15 protein-coding genes and 1 pseudogene are annotated in these 18353 nt (G+C 59.8%); 9 read left to right on the plus strand and 7 right to left on the minus strand.

The features are described from left to right. The first annotated feature begins 60 nt into the window (after positions 1–60). Entirely contained in the window at positions 61–1488 is a 1428-nt protein-coding gene (gene sbcB / locus GV818_RS09530; protein ID WP_161776421.1) for an exodeoxyribonuclease I, read from the plus strand. A gap of 105 nt (positions 1489–1593) precedes the next feature. On the opposite strand, the gene mvaT is transcribed toward sbcB, so the two are convergent. After that, positions 1594–1968, minus strand: a complete 375-nt coding sequence (gene mvaT, locus GV818_RS09535) for a histone-like nucleoid-structuring protein MvaT (protein ID WP_161756167.1) — start codon at positions 1966–1968, stop codon at positions 1594–1596. Between the two features lie 347 nt (positions 1969–2315). On the opposite strand from mvaT, the gene purU reads away from it, so the two are divergent. After that, positions 2316–3164 (plus strand): formyltetrahydrofolate deformylase, encoded by an 849-nt coding sequence (purU, locus tag GV818_RS09540; RefSeq protein WP_161756166.1) that lies wholly within the window; start codon positions 2316–2318, stop codon positions 3162–3164. A 68-nt stretch (positions 3165–3232) separates the two neighbouring features. Next, the gene (locus GV818_RS34100) at positions 3233–3397 is read left to right on the plus strand and encodes a hypothetical protein (protein ID WP_178124820.1); all 165 of its coding nucleotides are present in this window, start codon (positions 3233–3235) and stop codon (positions 3395–3397) included. A 94-nt stretch (positions 3398–3491) separates the two neighbouring features. On the opposite strand, the gene GV818_RS34985 is transcribed toward GV818_RS34100, so the two are convergent. Both GV818_RS34985 and GV818_RS34990 read right to left on the minus strand, forming a co-directional pair. Further along, on the minus strand, positions 3492–4256 hold the full coding sequence (locus tag GV818_RS34985; protein WP_372242086.1) for a methyl-accepting chemotaxis protein: 765 nt from the start codon (positions 4254–4256) through the stop codon (positions 3492–3494). A gap of 93 nt (positions 4257–4349) precedes the next feature. Continuing rightward, positions 4350–5381, minus strand: a pseudogene (locus tag GV818_RS34990) (HAMP domain-containing protein); the annotation flags it as partial. Between the two features lie 194 nt (positions 5382–5575). Here GV818_RS34990 and GV818_RS09550 point away from each other — a divergent pair. Then, positions 5576–7063, plus strand: coding sequence for a helicase HerA-like domain-containing protein (locus GV818_RS09550; RefSeq protein ID WP_161756164.1), 1488 nt, complete (start codon positions 5576–5578; stop codon positions 7061–7063). A 15-nt stretch (positions 7064–7078) separates the two neighbouring features. On the opposite strand, the gene GV818_RS09555 is transcribed toward GV818_RS09550, so the two are convergent. Then, positions 7079–7534, minus strand: a complete 456-nt coding sequence (locus GV818_RS09555) for a DUF721 domain-containing protein (RefSeq protein WP_161756163.1) — start codon at positions 7532–7534, stop codon at positions 7079–7081. Between the two features lie 322 nt (positions 7535–7856). Here GV818_RS09555 and secA point away from each other — a divergent pair, with 322 nt between their 5' ends. The 3 genes from secA (at position 7857) to GV818_RS09570 (ending at position 12997) form a co-directional block, all read left to right on the plus strand. Next, entirely contained in the window at positions 7857–10598 is a 2742-nt protein-coding gene (gene secA, locus GV818_RS09560; RefSeq protein ID WP_161776422.1) for a preprotein translocase subunit SecA, read from the plus strand. Positions 10599–10718: 120 nt separating this feature from the next. Beyond that, a complete protein-coding gene (gene argJ / locus GV818_RS09565) occupies positions 10719–11936 on the plus strand; it encodes a bifunctional glutamate N-acetyltransferase/amino-acid acetyltransferase ArgJ (RefSeq protein WP_161756161.1) in 1218 nt (405 codons plus the stop codon). A gap of 116 nt (positions 11937–12052) precedes the next feature. Then, positions 12053–12997, plus strand: coding sequence for a Nudix family hydrolase (locus tag GV818_RS09570; RefSeq protein WP_161776423.1), 945 nt, complete (start codon positions 12053–12055; stop codon positions 12995–12997). 109 nt (positions 12998–13106) lie between these two features. On the opposite strand, the gene GV818_RS09575 is transcribed toward GV818_RS09570, so the two are convergent. Genes GV818_RS09575 through GV818_RS09585 form a run of 3 tightly spaced genes read right to left on the minus strand, consistent with a single transcriptional unit; the run spans position 13107 to position 16684 of the window. Continuing rightward, positions 13107–13682, minus strand: coding sequence for a cob(I)yrinic acid a,c-diamide adenosyltransferase (locus GV818_RS09575; protein ID WP_161756159.1), 576 nt, complete (start codon positions 13680–13682; stop codon positions 13107–13109). Between the two features lie 2 nt (positions 13683–13684). Further along, positions 13685–15721, minus strand: coding sequence for a sensor histidine kinase (locus tag GV818_RS09580; RefSeq protein ID WP_161776424.1), 2037 nt, complete (start codon positions 15719–15721; stop codon positions 13685–13687). 45 nt (positions 15722–15766) lie between these two features. Next, complete coding sequence (locus tag GV818_RS09585) at positions 15767–16684, minus strand: putative 2-dehydropantoate 2-reductase (RefSeq protein ID WP_161756157.1); 918 nt, start codon at positions 16682–16684, stop codon at positions 15767–15769. A 143-nt stretch (positions 16685–16827) separates the two neighbouring features. Here GV818_RS09585 and GV818_RS09590 point away from each other — a divergent pair, with 143 nt between their 5' ends. Further along, positions 16828–17313, plus strand: coding sequence for a YajQ family cyclic di-GMP-binding protein (locus GV818_RS09590; protein ID WP_161756156.1), 486 nt, complete (start codon positions 16828–16830; stop codon positions 17311–17313). Positions 17314–17449: 136 nt separating this feature from the next. Beyond that, positions 17450–18292 (plus strand): mechanosensitive ion channel family protein, encoded by an 843-nt coding sequence (locus tag GV818_RS09595; RefSeq protein ID WP_161756155.1) that lies wholly within the window; start codon positions 17450–17452, stop codon positions 18290–18292. The last annotated feature ends 61 nt before the right edge of the window (positions 18293–18353 follow it).

The raw sequence follows: 18353 nt of genomic DNA on the forward strand, positions 1-18353 counted from the left end.
CTGGCCCTGGCGGCGCTCGAACGCCTAGACTGCGGCGGTCTTTCAGTTCAGGAACAGGCCGTGACTTCCATCTTTTGGTACGACTACGAAACCACCGGCATCAGTCCGCGCAGTGATCGCCCGTTGCAAGTGGCCGGTATTCGTACCGACCTGGCGCTCAATGAAATCGATGAGCCGGTCAACCTCTACTGCCAGCCCAGCGACGATATCCTGCCGCACCCGGCGGCGTGCATGATCACCGGCATCACCCCGAGCCGCCTGGCCGAGCAGGGCTTGAGCGAAGCCGATTTCATGACCCGGATACACACGCAACTGGCGCGTCCCGGAACCTGTGGCGCCGGCTACAACACCCTGCGCTTCGACGATGAGATGACTCGCTACAGCCTGTACCGCAACTTCTTCGATCCCTATGCCCGGGAGTGGCAGGGCGGCAACAGCCGCTGGGACCTGATCGATGTGGTGCGTACCGCTTACGCGCTACGTCCCCAGGGCATTGTCTGGCCCGAGGAGCAGGGGCAGGTGACGCTGAAGCTGGAGCGCCTGACTGCCGCCAACGGCATCGATCATGGGCAGGCGCACGATGCGCTGTCCGATGTCCGTGCGACCATTGCCTTGGCGCGATTGATTCGCCAGAAGCAACCGAAACTCTATGACTGGCTGTTCCAGTTGCGCAGCAAACAACGGGTGATGGATCAGATCCGCCTGCTGCAACCCATGGTGCACATTTCCGGACGCTTCTCCGCCGCGCGGCACTACGTGGGTGTGGTCTTGCCTCTGGCCTGGCACCCACGCAACCGCAATGCGCTGATTGTCTGTGACCTGCACCTGGATCCGCAGGGCCTGCTGGACCTCGACGCCGAGGCGCTGCGCCAGCGTCTCTATACCCGCCGTGAGGATCTGGCCGAAGGCGAGTTGCCGGTGCCGCTGAAACTCATCCATATCAACCGCTGCCCGGTAGTGGCGCCGTTGAGTGTGTTGCGTAGCGACGATCAACAACGCCTGCACTTGGACATGCAGGAATATCAGCGACGTGCGTTGGTTTTGACTGAGGCTCAGGAAGTTTGGCGGGATAAACTTTCGGTAATTTATGGCCCTGATGAGTTCGCTGCCAGTGAGGACCCGGAGCAACAGTTGTACGACGGTTTTATTGGCGATCGCGACCGGCGTTTGTGTGAACAAGTACGGCAGGCTGATCCGCTGCACTTGGCGCAGCAACAATGGCCATTCGATGATGCGCGCTTGCCGGAACTACTTTTTCGCTACCGTGCCCGTAACTTTACAGAAACATTGAATAGCGCCGAGCAAGAGCGTTGGCGGGGGTTCTGCCAGCAGCGTTTGCTTGATCCGCAATTTGGCGCGCCCAATACCTTGGAAAGTTTTCGGCAGGAGCTTGAAAAGTGCCTGTTAAATGCCGACCCGATGCAACGTCGGGTCTTGGAAGAGTGGCAGGAGTATGTTCGGGCGTTAGCTCTGCGGCTGGCTCTTTGAGAGGTTGCCCTGGCCCTCGAACAGAACGTCGGGGCATAAAAAAACGCCAGCAAGCTGGCGCTTTTTCACTTGGCCTGCAAAGGCCCGGGCACTCGGCTGTAATGCTTAGCCCAGCAGGGTTGCCCAGCCTTCAACGACATCGCCGCCCCACTTGGCTTTCCACTCTTTCAGAGTCTTGTGGTTGCCGCCTTTGGTTTCGATGACTTCACCGTTGTGCGGGTTTTTGTACTGTTTAACTTTACGTGCACGCTTGGTGCCGGTGGTTTTTGCCGCGGCGCGAGGTGCTTTAACTTTCGAGTCCGGATCCAGCAGGGCGATGATGTCGCGCAGGGACTTGGAGTACTCGCCCATCAGGCTGCGCAATTTGCCTTCGAACTCCAGTTCGGCTTTCAGTTTGTCGTCTTGGGACAGGTTCTTCAAACGTGCTTGCAGTTCTTTGATGGCTTCTTCTGTAGCACGGTATTCGTTGATCAGGGACATGAGGACTACCTTGTTGGGCGCTGAGTGGCGGGGTGACATTGGCGCAATAATAGTCACGGAGTTTGTGCAAGTAAACATAATAACGATGTTTTGTTGGTCTCTCTTAGTGTGTTTAGGCGTAAACACCATTTCGCTATTTAATAGATCGATGCATGCGGCTGCGATAGTCAAAAATTAGTTGCGCGCTATTTGCAGGATTCTGCATCAGCGTCGCGAGCCCACTCGATAAGCTGGATCAAGGTGCTGTTGCTGATCTAGTCCGGGGGCGTGCGGCGCAATGAATACTGCAGTTTTTTCGCGTAATGGCTAGAATGGCGACCTTTGCGAAGTTCTGGAGTTTCCCCCTCATGCGCACCTTTCGGTTGGTGATTTCTTGCCCTGACCGCGTTGGCATCGTTGCCAAAGTCAGTAACTTTCTGGCCTCCCACAACGGTTGGATCACCGAAGCGAGCCACCACTCGGACAACCTCAGTGGCTGGTTCTTCATGCGTCACGAGATTCGTGCCGATTCGCTGCCTTTTGGTCTGGAGGCATTCCGTGAGGCTTTTGCGCCGATCGCCGAAGAGTTCTCGATGGACTGGCGGATTACCGACACCGCCGAGAAAAAGCGCGTGGTGTTGATGGCCAGTCGTGAGTCCCATTGCCTGGCCGACTTGCTGCACCGTTGGCACAGCGACGAGCTGGATTGCCAGATCGCTTGTGTGATTTCCAACCACGATGACTTGCGCAGCATGGTCGAGTGGCACGGTATTCCTTATCACCACGTGCCGGTCAATCCTCAGGACAAGGAGCCGGCGTTCGCCGAAGTGTCGCGTCTGGTCAAGCAACACGATGCTGAAGTGGTGGTGCTGGCGCGCTACATGCAAATCCTGCCGCCGGAACTGTGCAGCGAATATGCGCACAAGGTGATCAACATCCACCACAGCTTCTTGCCATCCTTCGTCGGTGCCAAGCCCTACCACCAGGCTTCCCTGCGGGGTGTGAAGCTGATCGGCGCGACGTGCCACTACGTTACCGAAGAACTGGATGCCGGTCCGATCATCGAGCAGGACGTGGTGCGGGTCAGCCACAGCGACAGCATTGAGGACATGGTGCGTTTCGGCCGCGATGTGGAGAAGATGGTACTGGCCCGTGGCTTGCGTTATCACCTGGAAGACCGAGTGCTGGTGCACGGCAATAAGACCGTGGTGTTCTGATTGAAAAAAAACCAGGAACGGGAGTTCAATAGCCCGGTCCTGGTTATTCAAATCACGAGGTCAGCCCGATGACCGATCCCCTGGATAAAGCCACCTCCCAAGCCCCAGCCACCCTCGGCGAGGGGTGTCTGAGTCGTTACGACCCTGATGATCTCGATGCCGAAGATGGCACTGAGTTTCCTGGTGCCGCTGAGCTCTGGGAGCAGCTACAGCCGCCACCGGAGCCGCAGTGAGTGCTTCGCCGGCAAGCTGGTTGCTGCGCTAACGGCAGGTAATCGGCTCCTGATGCAGGAGCCGGTTTGTCGGTGCCAATCCCTCAGCGCTCACTCAAATCCTGAAACTGCCCACCAGTTGCTTCAAGCGCGCCGCCTGCTGTTCCAGATCGGAACAGGCTCGCAGGGTCGCCTGCAGGTTTTCCACACCTTCTTGGTTGAGCGTGTTGATCTCGGTGATGTCCATATTGATGGACTCCACCACCGAGGTCTGCTCTTCCGTCGCCGTCGCCACCGACTGGTTCATGCCGTCGATTTCGCCGATGCGCTGGGTCACGCTGTTCAGCCGCTCCCCGGCCTGGTTGGCAATTTCCACACTGTCCTGGCTGTGACGCTGGCTGTTGCTCATGGTGCTCACCGACTCTCGGGCGCCGACTTGCAGCTCTTCGATCATGGTCTGCACTTGTTGCGCCGACTCCTGGGTACGGTGCGCCAGATTGCGCACTTCATCAGCGACCACGGCGAAACCGCGTCCAGCTTCACCGGCCCGGGCTGCTTCGATGGCGGCGTTGAGGGCCAGCAGGTTGGTTTGCTGGGAAATGCTGGTGATGACTTCGAGAATCTGCCCGATGTTCACCGTCTTGCTGTTGAGGGTCTCGATGTTGCTGCTGGAGGCACTGATCATGTCAGACAGTTGGTTCATTGCCTGGATGCTGCGGTCCACCACTTGCTGACCGTCTTCGGCCAGGTTGCGCGCATCGCTGGCTTGCTGCGAGGCCTGGGCGGCGTTGCGGGCGATTTCCTGGGCCGCAGCCCCCAGCTGATTAATGGCCGCGGCGACACTGTTGGTGCGGCTGGCCTGTTCGTCGGAGTTGAGCATCGACGAGTTGGAGGCGCTGACCACTCGCAAGGCCACTTCGTTGACGTGTGCGGTGGCTGAGGACACTTCGCGGATCGAACCGTGGATGCGTTCGACGAAACGGTTGAAGGCGGTGCCGAGGATGCCAAATTCGTCTTGGTTATGGATGTTCAGGCGGCGGGTCAGGTCGCCTTCGCCTTCGGCAATGTCCTGCATGGCCCGGGTCATCACATGCAAGGGTTGCATCAGCAGGCGGATCAGCAGGCCCAGCAGGGCAATGGTCAGGGCCACGGCAGTCAGGGTGGCAATGATCGCCGAGGTACGGAATTCGCTGAGCATCGCGAAAGCCTTGTCCTTGTCCACCGACAGGCCGATGTACCAGTTCACCGAAGACAAGCCCTTGATCGGAGTGAAGGTAATGATCCGTGGTTTGCCGTCAACGTTGATCTCGCTGAGTTCACTGCTGATCCGTGGGGTGTCCTGGGGGTAGACGTCCTTGAGAGTCTTCATCACCTGGTTCTTGTCCGGGTGCACCAGGATCTTGCCATCGGCGCTGACCAGGAAGGCGTAGCCCATGCCACCGAAGTCCAGGGCGTTGATACTGTCGGCGATCACTTGCAGGCTCAGGTCACCGCCCACTACGCCGATCCGCTGGCCAGCCTTGAGCACGCTGTCGACGATGGAAATCACCAACTGTCCGGAAGCCAGGTCGATATAGGGTTCGGTCAGGGCCGAGCCGTTGCTGTTCTCGGCACTCTTGTACCAGGGGCGTGCACGTGGGTCGTAGCCGTCCGGCATCTTGCTGTCCGGGCGGATGATGAAGGTGCCGTCCTTGTTCCCCAGGTACGCGCCCATGAAGGTCGCGCTCACCGACTTCTGTTCCAGCAGGTTGCTGACATTGGCCGGATCGGGATTGAGGGCCACTGACTGTGAGATGTTTTCGATCAGCAAGGCTCGTCCGGCGAGCCAGGTCTGAATATTTTTTGCAGTAACGTCGCCCATTTCCTGGAGATAGTTGTCCAGATCCTTGCGAATGGCGTTGCGTTGCAGGTAATCGTTGTAGAGCGTGAATAGTGCAAAGGCGACTATGACGATCAGCGAGGCGGCAAGCAGGATCTTGTGGCTGAAGCGCAGATTTTTGTTCATGGCTTGGGGGGTCCGCTAAGGTCTTCGAGTGCAGGGCATCGGGTTGGAAAAGCGCACAAAATGGGCGCTGTTATAAGTAAGCTGGTATCTCCATCTATGCCAAAGGAATTACCTGACCTTTATTTCAGATATTTCTGATACATCATTTATTCATATCGACCGTGCAAGGCCAAAGATTAACCAGGGGTGACAAAATGCCTGACTCATCGCAACTCGTCATCGGTGCCGGCCTCGACGGCCTGCCGATCGCCCAGGCCATGCGCCTGGCCAACCGCCACGGCCTGGTGGCGGGCGCCACCGGTACCGGCAAGACCGTCACCTTGCAGCGTCTGGCGGAGGCCTTCAGTGATGCCGGGGTGGCGGTGTTCGCCGCGGATATCAAAGGCGACCTGTGCGGTCTGGGGGCTGCGGGAAATCCCCAAGGCAAGGTTGCCGAGCGGATCGCCGGCATGCCCTGGCTTGAATACAAGCCGCAGGCGTATCCGGTGACGCTGTGGGATATCCATGGGCAATCCGGTCATCCCTTGCGCACCACCTTGAGTGAAATGGGGCCGTTGCTGCTGGGCAGTTTGCTGGAGCTCACCGACAGTCAGCAGTCGGCGCTGTATGCGGCGTTCAAGGTGGCGGACCGCGAGGGTTTGTTGTTGCTGGACCTGAAGGACCTCAAGGCGCTGCTCAATCACCTCAAGGACAATCCGCAACTGCTGGGGGATGACTCGGCGTTGATGACCACCGGTTCCAGTCAGGCCCTGTTGCGGCGCCTGGCGACCCTGGAGCAGCAAGGGGCCGAGGCATTGTTTGGTGAGCCGGCGCTGCAGTTGGAGGATATCCTGCAACCGGCTGCAGATGGCCGTGGGCGGATTCATCTATTGGATGCCAGCCGCTTGGTGCATGAGGCGCCGAAAGTCTACGCGACCTTCCTTTTATGGCTGCTGGCTGAACTGTTCGAGCAATTGCCGGAGCGCGGTGATGCGGACAAGCCTTTGCTGGCGCTGTTTTTCGATGAGGCGCACCTGCTGTTCGCCGGCACTCCAAAGGCCCTGCAGGATCGGTTGGAGCAAGTGGTGCGGCTGATTCGTTCCAAGGGTGTAGGGGTGTATTTCGTCACCCAGTCGCCGAGCGATCTGCCGGACGATGTGCTGGCGCAACTGGGGTTGCGTATCCAGCATGGCTTGCGGGCGTTTACCGCCAAGGAGCAGAAGTCCTTGCGCGCCGTAGCGGAGGGTTTCCGGCCCAACCCGGCTTTTGATGCGCTGTCGGTACTCACCGAATTGGGCATCGGCGAGGCACTGGTGGGCACCTTGCAGGACAAGGGCACGCCGGAGATGGTCCAGCGGGTACTGGTGGCGCCGCCGCAATCGCGGATCGGGCCGCTGACCGAAGCCGAGCGCCAGGCCCTGATCGCCAGTTCGCCGTTGCTGGGACGCTATGACAAACCTATCGATCGCGAGTCAGCCTACGAAGTGTTGATGGGGCGCAAGGAGCTGGCGCCGGAGGTTCAGTCAGCACCTGGCAAGCCGGTGGTTGAAGAACCGAGCCTGGCTGACCGGGCAGGTGAGTTCCTTGGTACCGCAGCCGGACAGGCACTGAAATCGGCGATGCGCCAGGCGGCCAATCAGTTGGGCCGGCAATTGGTGCGAGGCCTGATGGGCTCGTTGCTGGGGGGCAACAAGCGTCGCTGAAGCGTAGAGACCGAGTCAGCCCCGTGGTTTGGCGTGGCTGGCCAGGCGCTCCAGGGCTGCGCGCAGATTGGGATCGGTGATGCCGTCGGCGGTGGCCTGGATGGTTGCGGCGGCGTTGTTGGACAGATCCATGGTGTTTCCCACCACTCGGTGCTGGACCGTGGGTGGTTGGACCTTGAATAGAATGCGCGTCAGATTGCTGAACTCGTTGAACTCCTGCAATTGGCGTTGCAGGCGTTTTTGCTGATAGCGCAGGCGAGTGGCCCAATGGCCATCGGTGACGATCAGCAACAGGTTGCCTTCACGCCAGGAAGCGACGTGGCAATGTTCGCGAGCCGCCGGCTGCAACTGGCTCTCCAGCAAACGCTGCAGATGCGCCAGGCGCTGGGCGTGGCCGAAAATAGCTTTCAGGGGCTTGGCTTCGCGAAGAAGAACGGCGGGTGCACGTGCCGTAAGGGGGCGAAATGCCATGATCAGAAACCTGAAGTTACAGAGCCGCCATGGTAGCAGAAAGCGCCCGGGACACCGGGCTCATCGCTTTTTCGTACTCTGACTAATTTCTGGCCCTTTGCTGATCGTAATCATTAACTTCTGTGGCGAATGGGCTTGAAGTTCAGCCAAAAGCCCTTATTTTAAGTGAGCCCCGTCACAGCGCTGTGCCAGCATCGTGGAATAACGCCACTTTCCTCACCATCGTTTCCGGGTAGAATGCTCGTTCGCATGCGGCCATGAGGGCTGCTCGGGCGAGTCACGGGGCCGCCCTCCAACCCTACGTGTGGAAGATCCTGCCGATATGTTTGCGCCTTTGTTAAAGAAACTTTTTGGAAGCAAGAACGAGCGTGAAGTCAAACGCATGCTCAAGACGGTACAGATCGTCAATGCCTTCGAAGAGCAAATGGTGGCCCTTTCGGACGATCAATTGCGTGCCAAGACCGCTGAGTTCAAGGCCCGCATCGCCAAGGGTGAAACCCTCGACAAACTGCTTCCCGAAGCCTTTGCGGTCGCCCGTGAAGCCGGCAAGCGTGTCATGGGGATGCGCCACTTCGACGTACAGTTGATCGGCGGCATGACCTTGCATGAAGGCAAGATCGCCGAGATGCGCACCGGTGAGGGCAAGACCCTGGTGGCAACCCTGGGCGTCTACCTCAACGCATTGTCCGGCAAGGGCGTGCACGTAGTGACAGTGAACGACTACCTGGCTCGTCGTGACGCCAACTGGATGCGTCCGCTCTATGAGTTCCTCGGCCTGAGCGTCGGCGTGGTCACGCCGTTCCAGCCGCCGGAAGAAAAGCGTGCAGCCTACGCCGCTGACATTACCTACGGCACCAACAACGAATTCGGTTTCGACTACCTGCGCGACAACATGGCTTTCAGCATGGAAGAGAAATTCCAGCGTGAGCTCAATTTTGCCGTGATCGACGAAGTCGACTCGATCCTCATCGACGAAGCCCGTACCCCGTTGATCATCTCCGGTCAGGCCGAGGACAGTTCCCGCCTGTACATTGAAGTCAACAAGCTGATCCCGCGTCTGGAACAGCACATCGAGGAAGTGGAAGGCCAGGTCACCAAGGCCGGTCACTTCACCGTCGACGAGAAGACCCGTCAGGTCGAACTCAACGAAGCCGGTCACCAGTTCATCGAAGAGATGCTGACCCAGGTCGGCCTGCTGGCGGAAGGCGAGAGCCTGTACTCGGCACACAACCTGGGCCTGCTGACCCACGTCTATGCCGGTCTGCGTGCGCACAAGCTGTTCCATCGCAACGTCGAATACATCGTCCAGGATGGCCAGGTGGTCCTGGTGGACGAACACACCGGTCGTACCATGCCCGGTCGTCGTCTGTCCGAGGGCCTGCACCAGGCCATCGAAGCCAAGGAAAACCTCAACATCCAGGCCGAGAGCCAGACCCTGGCGTCGACCACTTTCCAGAACTACTTCCGTCTCTACACCAAGCTGTCCGGCATGACTGGTACTGCTGATACCGAAGCCTTCGAGTTCCATCAGATCTACGGTCTGCAGGTGATGGTGATTCCACCGAACAAGCCGCTGGCTCGTAAGGACTACAACGACCTGGTGTTCCTGACCGCGGACGAGAAGTACGCTGCGATCATCAACGACATCAAGGAGTGCATGACCAAGGGGCGTCCGGTGCTGGTGGGTACCGCCACCATCGAAACCTCCGAGCACATGTCCAACCTGCTCAACCAGGAAGGCATCGAACACAAGGTCTTGAACGCCAAGTTCCACGAAAAAGAAGCGGAAATCATTGCCCAGGCTGGTCGTCCGGGCGCGCTGACCATCGCCACCAACATGGCGGGTCGTGGTACCGACATCCTGTTGGGCGGCAACTGGGAAGTGGAAGTCGCTTCCCTGGAAGACCCGACTCCGGAGCAGATCGCACAGATCAAGGCCGACTGGCAGAAGCGTCACCAGCAAGTGCTGGAGTCCGGTGGTCTGCAGGTGATCGCATCCGAGCGTCACGAATCGCGTCGTATCGACAACCAGCTGCGTGGCCGTGCCGGTCGCCAGGGCGATGCCGGCTCCAGCCGTTTCTATCTGTCCCTGGAAGACAGCCTGATGCGTATCTTTGCCTCCGACCGGGTGAAGAACTTCATGAAGGCCTTGGGCATGCAGTCTGGCGAAGCGATTGAGCACCGTATGGTGACCAACGCCATCGAGAAGGCTCAGCGCAAGGTTGAAGGCCGCAACTTCGACATCCGCAAGCAGTTGCTGGAGTTCGACGACGTCAACAACGAACAGCGTAAAGTGATCTATCACATGCGTAACACGTTGCTGGCCGCGGACAACATTGGCGAAACCATTGCCGACTTCCGCCTGGACGTGCTCAACGCCACTGTCAGTGCTCACATTCCACCCCAGTCGCTGCCTGAGCAGTGGGATGTGGCAGGTCTGGAAGCTGCAATCCAGAATGACTTTGGTGTGAGCCTGCCGATCCAGCAATGGCTCGATGAAGACGACCACCTGTACGAAGAGACTCTGCGTGAAAAGCTGCTCAACGAGCTGATCGCCGCCTACAACGAAAAAGAAGACCAGGCGGGTGCCGAGGCACTGCGCACCTTCGAGAAGCAGATCGTGTTGCGAGTGCTGGACGATCTGTGGAAAGACCACTTGGCGACCATGGACCATCTGCGCCACGGTATTCACCTGCGTGGTTATGCGCAGAAGAATCCGAAGCAGGAGTACAAGCGTGAGTCCTTCACACTGTTCTCCGAGTTGCTGGATTCGATCAAGCGCGACTCGATTCGTGTCTTGTCCCACGTTCAGGTGCGTCGTGAAGACCCGATCGAGGAAGAAGCGCGTCTGCGCCAGGAGGCCGAGGCACTGGCCCAGCGCATGCAGTTCGAACACCCTGAAGCTCCGGGCCTGGATCAGCCGGAAGCCTTGGAGGAGGGGGTTGATATGGATGTGGCCCTAGCTTCTGCGCCAGTGCGCAACGAGCAGAAACTGGGTCGCAACGAGCTGTGCTACTGCGGTTCGGGCAAGAAGTACAAACACTGTCACGGCCAGATCAACTAAGGTCCTCGCCGGACACTGAAACATCCGCGCCGTGACGGCATCAGCCGTCGCGGCGTTTTTCCATTTGCGACACCGTCTTTTGTGACGACGGTGCAGAGATCTGATAAGAGGAGCGCATTCATGGCTGTTGGTCTTGGTCCTTTGCCAACGTTGCACCCGGTTGCCGGTTTCGAACTCGGTATCGCTTCGGCCGGCATCAAGCGCCCGGGGCGCAAGGATGTGGTAGTCATGCGTTGTGCCGAAGGCTCAACGGTGGCGGGGGTATTCACCCTCAATGCGTTCTGCGCCGCACCGGTGATCCTGGCCAAGCAGCGTGTGCAGGGCCCAGTGCGTTATTTGCTGACCAACACCGGTAATGCCAATGCCGGCACCGGCGAGCCAGGCCTGGCCGCTGCGACCCGTACCTGCGCCAAACTGGCTGAGCTGACCGGGGTCGATGTCAACGCCGTGCTGCCGTATTCCACCGGGGTGATCGGCGAGCCGCTGCCGGTAGAGAAAATCGAAGGTGCCCTGCAAGCCGCGCTGGATGATTTGTCCGTCGACAACTGGGCCGCTGCCGCTACCGGGATCATGACCACCGACACCCTGCCCAAGGGCGCCAGCCGCCAGTTCCAGCATGAGGGTGTGACCATCACCGTGACGGGCATCAGCAAGGGCGCGGGGATGATCCGCCCGAACATGGCGACCATGCTCGGTTATATCGCCACGGACGCCAAAGTCTCCCGAGAGGTGCTGCAGAACCTGTTGCTGGACGGTGCCAACAAGTCCTTCAACCGCATCACCATCGACGGCGATACCTCGACCAACGACTGCTGCATGCTGATCGCCACCGGCCAGGCCAAGTTGCCGCAAATCACCGAGGCCAAGGGCCCGCTATTCAGTGCTCTGAAGCAGGCGGTGTTCGAGGTCTGCATGGAAGTGGCCCAGGCCATCGTCCGTGATGGTGAAGGCGCGACCAAGTTCGTCACCGTTGAAGTCAACGGCGGCGGCACTCACCAGGAGTGCCTGGATGTGGGCTACACCGTGGCCCACTCGCCGCTGATCAAGACCGCGCTGTTCGCTTCCGATCCGAACTGGGGCCGGATCCTGGCTGCCGTCGGCCGTGCCGGCGTGCCAGATCTGGATGTCAGCAAGATCGATGTGTTCCTCGGTGAAGTCTGCATCGCCAGCCGTGGCGCGCGGGCTGCCAGCTATACCGAAGCCCAGGGCGCAGCGGTGATGCAGCAGGAAGAAATCACCATCCGTATTGAGTTGGGTCGCGGCGCTTGCAGCGAAACCATCTGGACTACCGACCTGTCTCACGAATACGTGAAGATCAACGCTGAATACCGTACCTAATCAGGTGCCAGCAGGCCGGCTTCACAGCCCTTGTAGGAGTTGGCTTGCAGGCGAGGCGGTAGTCAATGGCGGGCCGGCAAGGCCCGGCTGAATTCTGGATCAAAGGAAGCAGTGCGGTGAAACGAGTACATGTGGCTGCGGCCGTTATCCGGGATGCCAGTGGCAAGATCCTGATTGCCCGGCGTGCCGATACCCAGCATCAAGGGGGCTTGTGGGAGTTTCCCGGAGGCAAGGTCGAGTCCGGGGAGACGGTGCAAGCCGCACTGGCTCGCGAGCTGCAGGAAGAGCTGGGGATTGTCGTGTTGACGGCGCGTCCGCTGATCAAGGTGCAGCACGATTATCCGGACAAGCAGGTATTGCTGGATGTCTGGGAGGTGTCGGCGTTCACTGGGGAGCCCCACGGCGTCGAAGGGCAGCCCTTGGCCTGGGTCAGCTCGCGTGAACTACCTGACTACCAATTCCCTGCGGCCAATCAGCCGATTGTCGCTGCGGCTTGTCTACCGGCCCACTATCTGATTACTCCCGAAGGTCTGGAAACCCCGACCTTGCTGCGTGGCATGCAGAAAGCCATTGCCCAGGGCAGCAAGCTGATTCAGTTGCGTGCTCCCGGCGGCTACGATCCGCAATACCGCGACCTGGCGGTGGATGCCGTGGGGCTGTGTGCCGGCAAGGCACAACTGATGCTCAAGGGACCGTTCGAGTGGCTGGGGGATTTCCCTTCAGCGGGTTGGCACATTACCTCGTCGCAGTTGCGCAAGTACGCCAGTGCCGGGCGTCCCTTCGGCAAGGATCGCTGGTTGGCGGCCTCCTGTCATGACGCCGAGGAGTTGTCCCTGGCGCAGCAGATGGATGTCGACTTCGTGACCCTGTCCCCGGTGCAGCCGACCCAGACCCATCCCGATGCCCAGGCGTTGGGCTGGGAGCAGGCCGCACAGTTGATCAGCGGCTTCAACAAGCCGGTGTATCTACTGGGTGGCGTGGGTCCGGCCGAATGTCAGCAAGCCTGGGCCGCAGGTGCCCAGGGCGTGGCGGGAATCCGCGCCTTCTGGCCGCAGGACTGAAAGCCCCCTCTGTGTAGGCTCCGGCTTGCCAGCGAAGGCGTCACCCAGGTGCACGCCAGGCTCAAGGGCTCTTTTGCTGGCAAGTCGGCTCCCTTGGTCGCAGGTACAGTCAAGGTTTGGCGGCAGCTTGCCAGAGGATTTCAGCAATCCCCTGGCGCTTGGCAATCAGGCGCGCCGCTACAAACAGCAAGTCCGACAGGCGATTGATGTAGGCCAGCCCGACGCCTTGCAACGGTTCGACGGCATTCAGGTGCTGGCAGCGACGTTCAGTGCTGCGCGCCAGGCTGCGGCAGACATGGGCCTGGGCAATCAGTGCCGAACCACCGGGCAGAATGAAATTCTCCAGCGGCCCCAATTCCTCGTTCCACACATCGATGGCCGCCTCCAGGCGTTCCACCTCGGCGTTATTGAGTGCCTGGTACACCGGCATTGCCAGTTCGCCCCCCAGGTCGAACAGCCGATGTTGGCATGGCGCCAATACCTCGCTCACCTCCTTGAGCCCGGGGCAGGTTGCGCTCTGCTCGGCCAACCCGGCCAAGAGCAACCCCAGTTGGCTGTTCAGGCTATCGACCTCACCAATGGCCTCCACCCGCGGGTGATCCTTGGGCACTCGGCGGCCGTCTCCCAGCCCGGTTTCGCCTTTGTCGCCGGTTCGGGTGTAAATCTTCGACAAGCGAAAACCCATGCTTAGTTCTCCAGTGGTAGGGGTTCTTGAATCAGCGGCTGGCTGCTGGCCAGGGGCAGACGCAAGGTGAAGCAGGTGCCCTGGCCCCGGGTCGACTGCACTTCCATCTGCCCCTTGTGATTGTTGGTGATGATGAAATACGACACCGACAAGCCGAGCCCGGTGCCCTGGCCGATCTCCTTGGTGGTGAAGAAGGGTTCGAAGGTGCGTTTGCGCACGCTCTCGCTCATGCCGATGCCGTTGTCTTCCACCTGGATTTCCGCCCAGGGCGGATTTAGTTTGGTGCGCAGGATAATTCGTCCCGGTTCACTGTCGTCATCGCGCTGGTGGATCGCCTGGGCGGCGTTCTTCAGGAGGTTGAGCAGCACCTGTTCCAGTTCATTGGCGGTGCCGGGAACCGGTCCCAGGTTCGGGTCGAATTGGCGGATGATCGCCTGGCCCTTGAAGTCGAAACCAATGGCCAGGTCGAAGTCGTTGCTGGCGATTTCCACGGCCTGGTCGATCAGTGCCGGCAGGTCGCAGGGGGCCATCTGCCGATTGCTGCGCCGGCTGAAGCTGAGCATATGGGTGACGATCTTCGCCGCCCGGGCGCCGGCTTGTTGAATGCCGTCCAGCAACAGGGGGACCTCACGGCTTTCCAGGTAACGATTGACGGTTTGCAGCTCGACGCCGATCTGTTGCGCGTGTTCGAGGTTCTTCGGCAGTTCGGGGGACAGCCGTCGGCGAATGTTCTGCACGTTGTGCAGGATCGCTCCCAGCGGGTTGTTGATTTCGTGGGCCATGCCCGCTGCGAGGCCACCGACCGAGAGCATTTTCTCCGACTGCACCATCATTTCTTCCAGGGACAGGCGCTGGGTGATGTCGTCGATACGGATCACCACCCCGCGTCCGGCGCCGCCCATCAATGGGTAGAAGGTCAGGGCGTAGTGCTTGGGCTCCTCATCCTTGAACCAGGTGACCCGCTCGACCTTGGTCACCGTGTGTTGCTCGACGGTTTCCTTGAGTTGCGGCAGGAACGGCTTGAGCGGTTCGAAAGCGAGGAAGATCGGCTGGTTCAGGGCTTCGTCGAGCCGGGTGCCGGACAGGGCGCTGGCTTCCTGGTTCCACTGAGTGACATACAGTTGCTCATCCAGGGCGATCAGCGCCGAGGGCATGGAGTCGATGATGCTGTTGAGGTAGTTCTGGAAACCGGTGAGTTTCTTCTCGATCTTGCTGCGCACCTGGACTTCCAGTTCCAGCTTGCGGTTGGTGTGACGGGTCTCTTCCGCCAATCCCTGGGCCTGGTCGTAGGCTGCCTGGGAGTCATCCCGGGCGCGCTTGAGCTGTTGCTCCCGGGCTTCGATGCGCGACAGCATGGTGTTGAAGGCCTCCGCCAGGCTGCCGATTTCATCGTGGTTGCCGCGGGCCGCGCGCAGGGAGTAGTTCTCCTCGCGGGTTACCTGGCGTGACAGTTCTTCGAGTTGATGAATCGGTTGGGTGATCAGGCGCTTGATCTGCCGGGCAATGACCAGCCACAGAAGCACGCTGAAAATCAGGATTCCCAGGCTCGCGGTGAGGGTGCCGGTATAGAACGCCATCGGCAGTTCACTGGTGGCCACCAGTAGCAGGTGCCCAGGTGCCTGGCCTGGGCGGGGCAGGGAGATCACCTGGTTGCTGCGAAACTCGGTCAGTTGCCAGGCTTCGATGTGCCGGTAGCGCTCCGGCAGCTTGAGATGTTCACCGTGCTGCAGTTGAGCCAGGCGCATGCCTTTGCCGTCATAGACAGCTGCCGCTCGCAAGGGCGAATAGCTGTCGAGCTCATGGAGCAGCTTTTCTGCATCTTCGGGGGAGTCCAGGGCCTGCAGCGCCAGGGTCGGGTTGGATACCAGCCGGCCAATAGTCTGCAGGGCCTGGGGCGCCATGCTTTCCTGGGAGATCCAGTAGGCAGCGCTGATAAACGTCAGGTTGGCGACCAGCAGCACGGTAGTCAGCAGGACAAGCAGGGCAGCCAGGAGCTTTTGGCCCACGGGCAGGTTTTCGAGGCGCTGGCGCAATGGCATCGGCTGTATCGCAGGAAATGAGCAAGTGGGCAGCGTAGCCGCTGCTCAGTCGCTGGGCAATCCACGCAGTTGCAGCAGGCTCACCAGCCGCTGTTGCAATTGTTGCAGATGGGGCAGTTGCAGTCGGTGGCGGGCAGCGGCTTCACAGGCATAACCCAACAGATAGCTGATTTCGGTTCGTCGCTGGCTGGCCACGTCCTGGTGCATCGAGGAGTAGTTGGCGGCAGTGGCCTGGATCACTCGTTCGACTTCCTGTTGCAGGTTCTGCGCTGCGGCAGGTTGTCCGCAGCATTGCAGCAGTTCGCTCAACTCAGAGCACAAGGTGGCCACTTCACACGGGTGCTGCTGCAAGCCGCCATTGCGGCAGTCGTGCAAGACCGTCAGTGGATTGATTGCACAGTTGAGCGCCAGCTTGCGCCAGAGTCGGGTGAGGATCTGGGTGCTCCATTCATGGGGGATGCCGCTGGCACTCAGCTCATCCAGCCAGATCGGTGCGGTCGGGTGGCCGGTGTCGCCCAGCCAGGTGTAGCCGTGACCGGCGAAGACCACGCGCCAGTCGCCGTCGCGAAATGCCCCTTCGGTACTGGAGGCGGCAATGCAGCGTGCCTGGGGCACTTTGGCAGCCACCGCATCCTGGCTGCCGAGGCCGTTCTGCAACAGGATCAGTTCGGCTCCTGGGGTCAGGCGTGCAGCGATACTGGCCACGGCCGCTTCTGCATCGTAGGCCTTGCATGCCAGCAGCAGGCGGCTGATGGGGGCCGTGCTGTCGCAGGTTTCACCGGGGATCGCTTGCAGGCTGCTCTGGCCCTGTTCTACCAGGGTCAGGCCGCCGGCTGTCCGATATGCGTGCAGGCGGGCCTGGTCCCGCAGGATCAGGCGTACCGGCAAGCCGGCGCGGGCCAGGCGGGAGGCCCACAGGGTGCCGAGGCTACCGGCGCCGAGAACATGCCAGGTGGTGGACATCAAGTTTTCGCTCTGTTTGGCAGGCCCGCAGAGGGCGCGCGGTGAAGGAGGGGAAAGACCCGTTATAATGAGCGCGGATTTTAACCGCAAGCCGGGCGTGTTCGATGTTTTGAACAGCGCCCCTTTTTATTTGGAGAGATTACATGCCGTCGTTTGACGTGGTATCCGAACTGGACAAGCACGAAGTCACCAACGCGGTGGAAAACGCCGTCAAGGAACTGGACCGTCGTTATGACTTGAAGGGCAAGGGCAGCTTCGAGTTCAAGGACAAGGACCTGACGGTCAACCTGACCGCCGAAGCCGAATTCCAGTTGGAAGCAATGATCGAGATCCTCAAGCTGGCCTTGGTCAAGCGCAAGATCGACGTACAGTGCCTGGAAGTCAAAGATGCCTATGCCTCGGGCAAGGTGATGAAGCAGGAAGCGGTGCTCAAGGAAGGTATCGATAAAGAGCTGGCGAAGAAGATCGTCGCTCATATCAAGGACGCCAAGTTGAAGGTACAGGCCTCGATTCAAGGTGAGCAGGTACGGGTCACTGGCAAGAAACGTGACGACCTGCAAGAGGCCATCGCCGCGCTGCGTGCACACGAGTTCGGCATGCCCCTGCAGTTCAACAACTTCCGCGATTGATCAGCTTCTCCGGGAACCTCTAGAACTTATTGGCGTCCGAGGCCGGAGGAATGGCAGAAACGATTGAGCCCCAATGGAGCCGGTCGTTCTGCCTGTCAGTCATGTACGCCGCAACCCCGGGAATCTGGAGAAATAGATGGATTTGAACGCTGAAGTAGACAACCTGGTCCGAGCTTCCCAAGCCTGGATTCCAATGATCATGGAATACGGCAGCCGGGTGCTGCTGGCAGTGATCACCTTGGCCATCGGCTGGTGGCTGATCAACAGGCTGACCCACAAGGTGGGCAAGTTGCTGGCACTGCGCAATGCCGACATGGCGCTGCAAGGCTTTATCAGCAACCTGGCCAACGTCATTCTCAAAGTGCTGTTGATCGTCAGCGTAGCCTCGATGATCGGTGTTGAAACCACCTCTTTCGTGGCTGCGATCGGTGCTGCAGGCTTGGCGATCGGCCTGGCGCTGCAAGGCAGCCTGGCAAATTTCGCGGGTGGGGTATTGATCCTGTTGTTTCGCCCCTTTCGTATTGGTGACTTTATTGAAGCCCAAGGCATCAGCGGCACCGTGGACAGTATTCAGATCTTCCACACCGTGCTGCGTACCGGTGACAACAAGACGGTGATTGTGCCTAACGGTAACCTGTCCAACGGCATCATCACCAACTACAACCGTCAACCGACCCGCAGGGTGGTGTTCGACGTCGGTGTGAATTACGACGCGGACCTGCAGAAGGCCCGCGAGGTGCTGCTGGAGTTGGCCAAGGATGAACGCGTGCTGGCCGATCCTGCGCCGGTAGCGGTGGTGTCCACCCTGGGTGACAGTGCAATTACTCTTTCGCTGCGAGTCTGGGTCAAGACTGCGGACTACTGGGATGTGATGTTCCATTTCAACGAGCTGTCTCGCGACCATCTGAAGGCTGCAGGGATTGATATTCCATTTCCGCAACGGGTGATTCGAGTCGTTCAGGAATCTGCCGTGCAATAAGTCAGTTTCATGACTTGGCCGTTCGGTCAGATAATGTTGTTCAAGACAAGGGGCTATCAGC

Origin of the sequence: Pseudomonas sp. Fl4BN1, from assembly GCF_009908285.1 — a bacterium.
In the GTDB taxonomy this organism is placed as follows: domain Bacteria; phylum Pseudomonadota; class Gammaproteobacteria; order Pseudomonadales; family Pseudomonadaceae; genus Aquipseudomonas.

What these genes read in the sequence shown, in the direction of transcription:
- GV818_RS09595 (WP_161756155.1), top strand. Translation starts at nt 17,450, where the DNA reads ATGGATTTGAACGCTGAAGTAGACAACCTGGTCCGAGCTTCCCAAGCC.
- GV818_RS09550 (WP_161756164.1), top strand. Translation starts at nt 5,576, where the DNA reads ATGCCTGACTCATCGCAACTCGTCATCGGTGCCGGCCTCGACGGCCTG.
- GV818_RS09555 (WP_161756163.1), bottom strand. Translation starts at nt 7,534, where the DNA reads ATGGCATTTCGCCCCCTTACGGCACGTGCACCCGCCGTTCTTCTTCGC.
- mvaT (WP_161756167.1), bottom strand. Translation starts at nt 1,968, where the DNA reads ATGTCCCTGATCAACGAATACCGTGCTACAGAAGAAGCCATCAAAGAA.
- purU (WP_161756166.1), top strand. Translation starts at nt 2,316, where the DNA reads ATGCGCACCTTTCGGTTGGTGATTTCTTGCCCTGACCGCGTTGGCATC.
- GV818_RS34985 (WP_372242086.1), bottom strand. Translation starts at nt 4,256, where the DNA reads ATGCTCAACTCCGACGAACAGGCCAGCCGCACCAACAGTGTCGCCGCG.
- GV818_RS09590 (WP_161756156.1), top strand. Translation starts at nt 16,828, where the DNA reads ATGCCGTCGTTTGACGTGGTATCCGAACTGGACAAGCACGAAGTCACC.
- GV818_RS09575 (WP_161756159.1), bottom strand. Translation starts at nt 13,682, where the DNA reads ATGGGTTTTCGCTTGTCGAAGATTTACACCCGAACCGGCGACAAAGGC.
- GV818_RS09580 (WP_161776424.1), bottom strand. Translation starts at nt 15,721, where the DNA reads ATGCCATTGCGCCAGCGCCTCGAAAACCTGCCCGTGGGCCAAAAGCTC.
- GV818_RS09585 (WP_161756157.1), bottom strand. Translation starts at nt 16,684, where the DNA reads ATGTCCACCACCTGGCATGTTCTCGGCGCCGGTAGCCTCGGCACCCTG.
- GV818_RS34100 (WP_178124820.1), top strand. Translation starts at nt 3,233, where the DNA reads ATGACCGATCCCCTGGATAAAGCCACCTCCCAAGCCCCAGCCACCCTC.
- argJ (WP_161756161.1), top strand. Translation starts at nt 10,719, where the DNA reads ATGGCTGTTGGTCTTGGTCCTTTGCCAACGTTGCACCCGGTTGCCGGT.
- secA (WP_161776422.1), top strand. Translation starts at nt 7,857, where the DNA reads ATGTTTGCGCCTTTGTTAAAGAAACTTTTTGGAAGCAAGAACGAGCGT.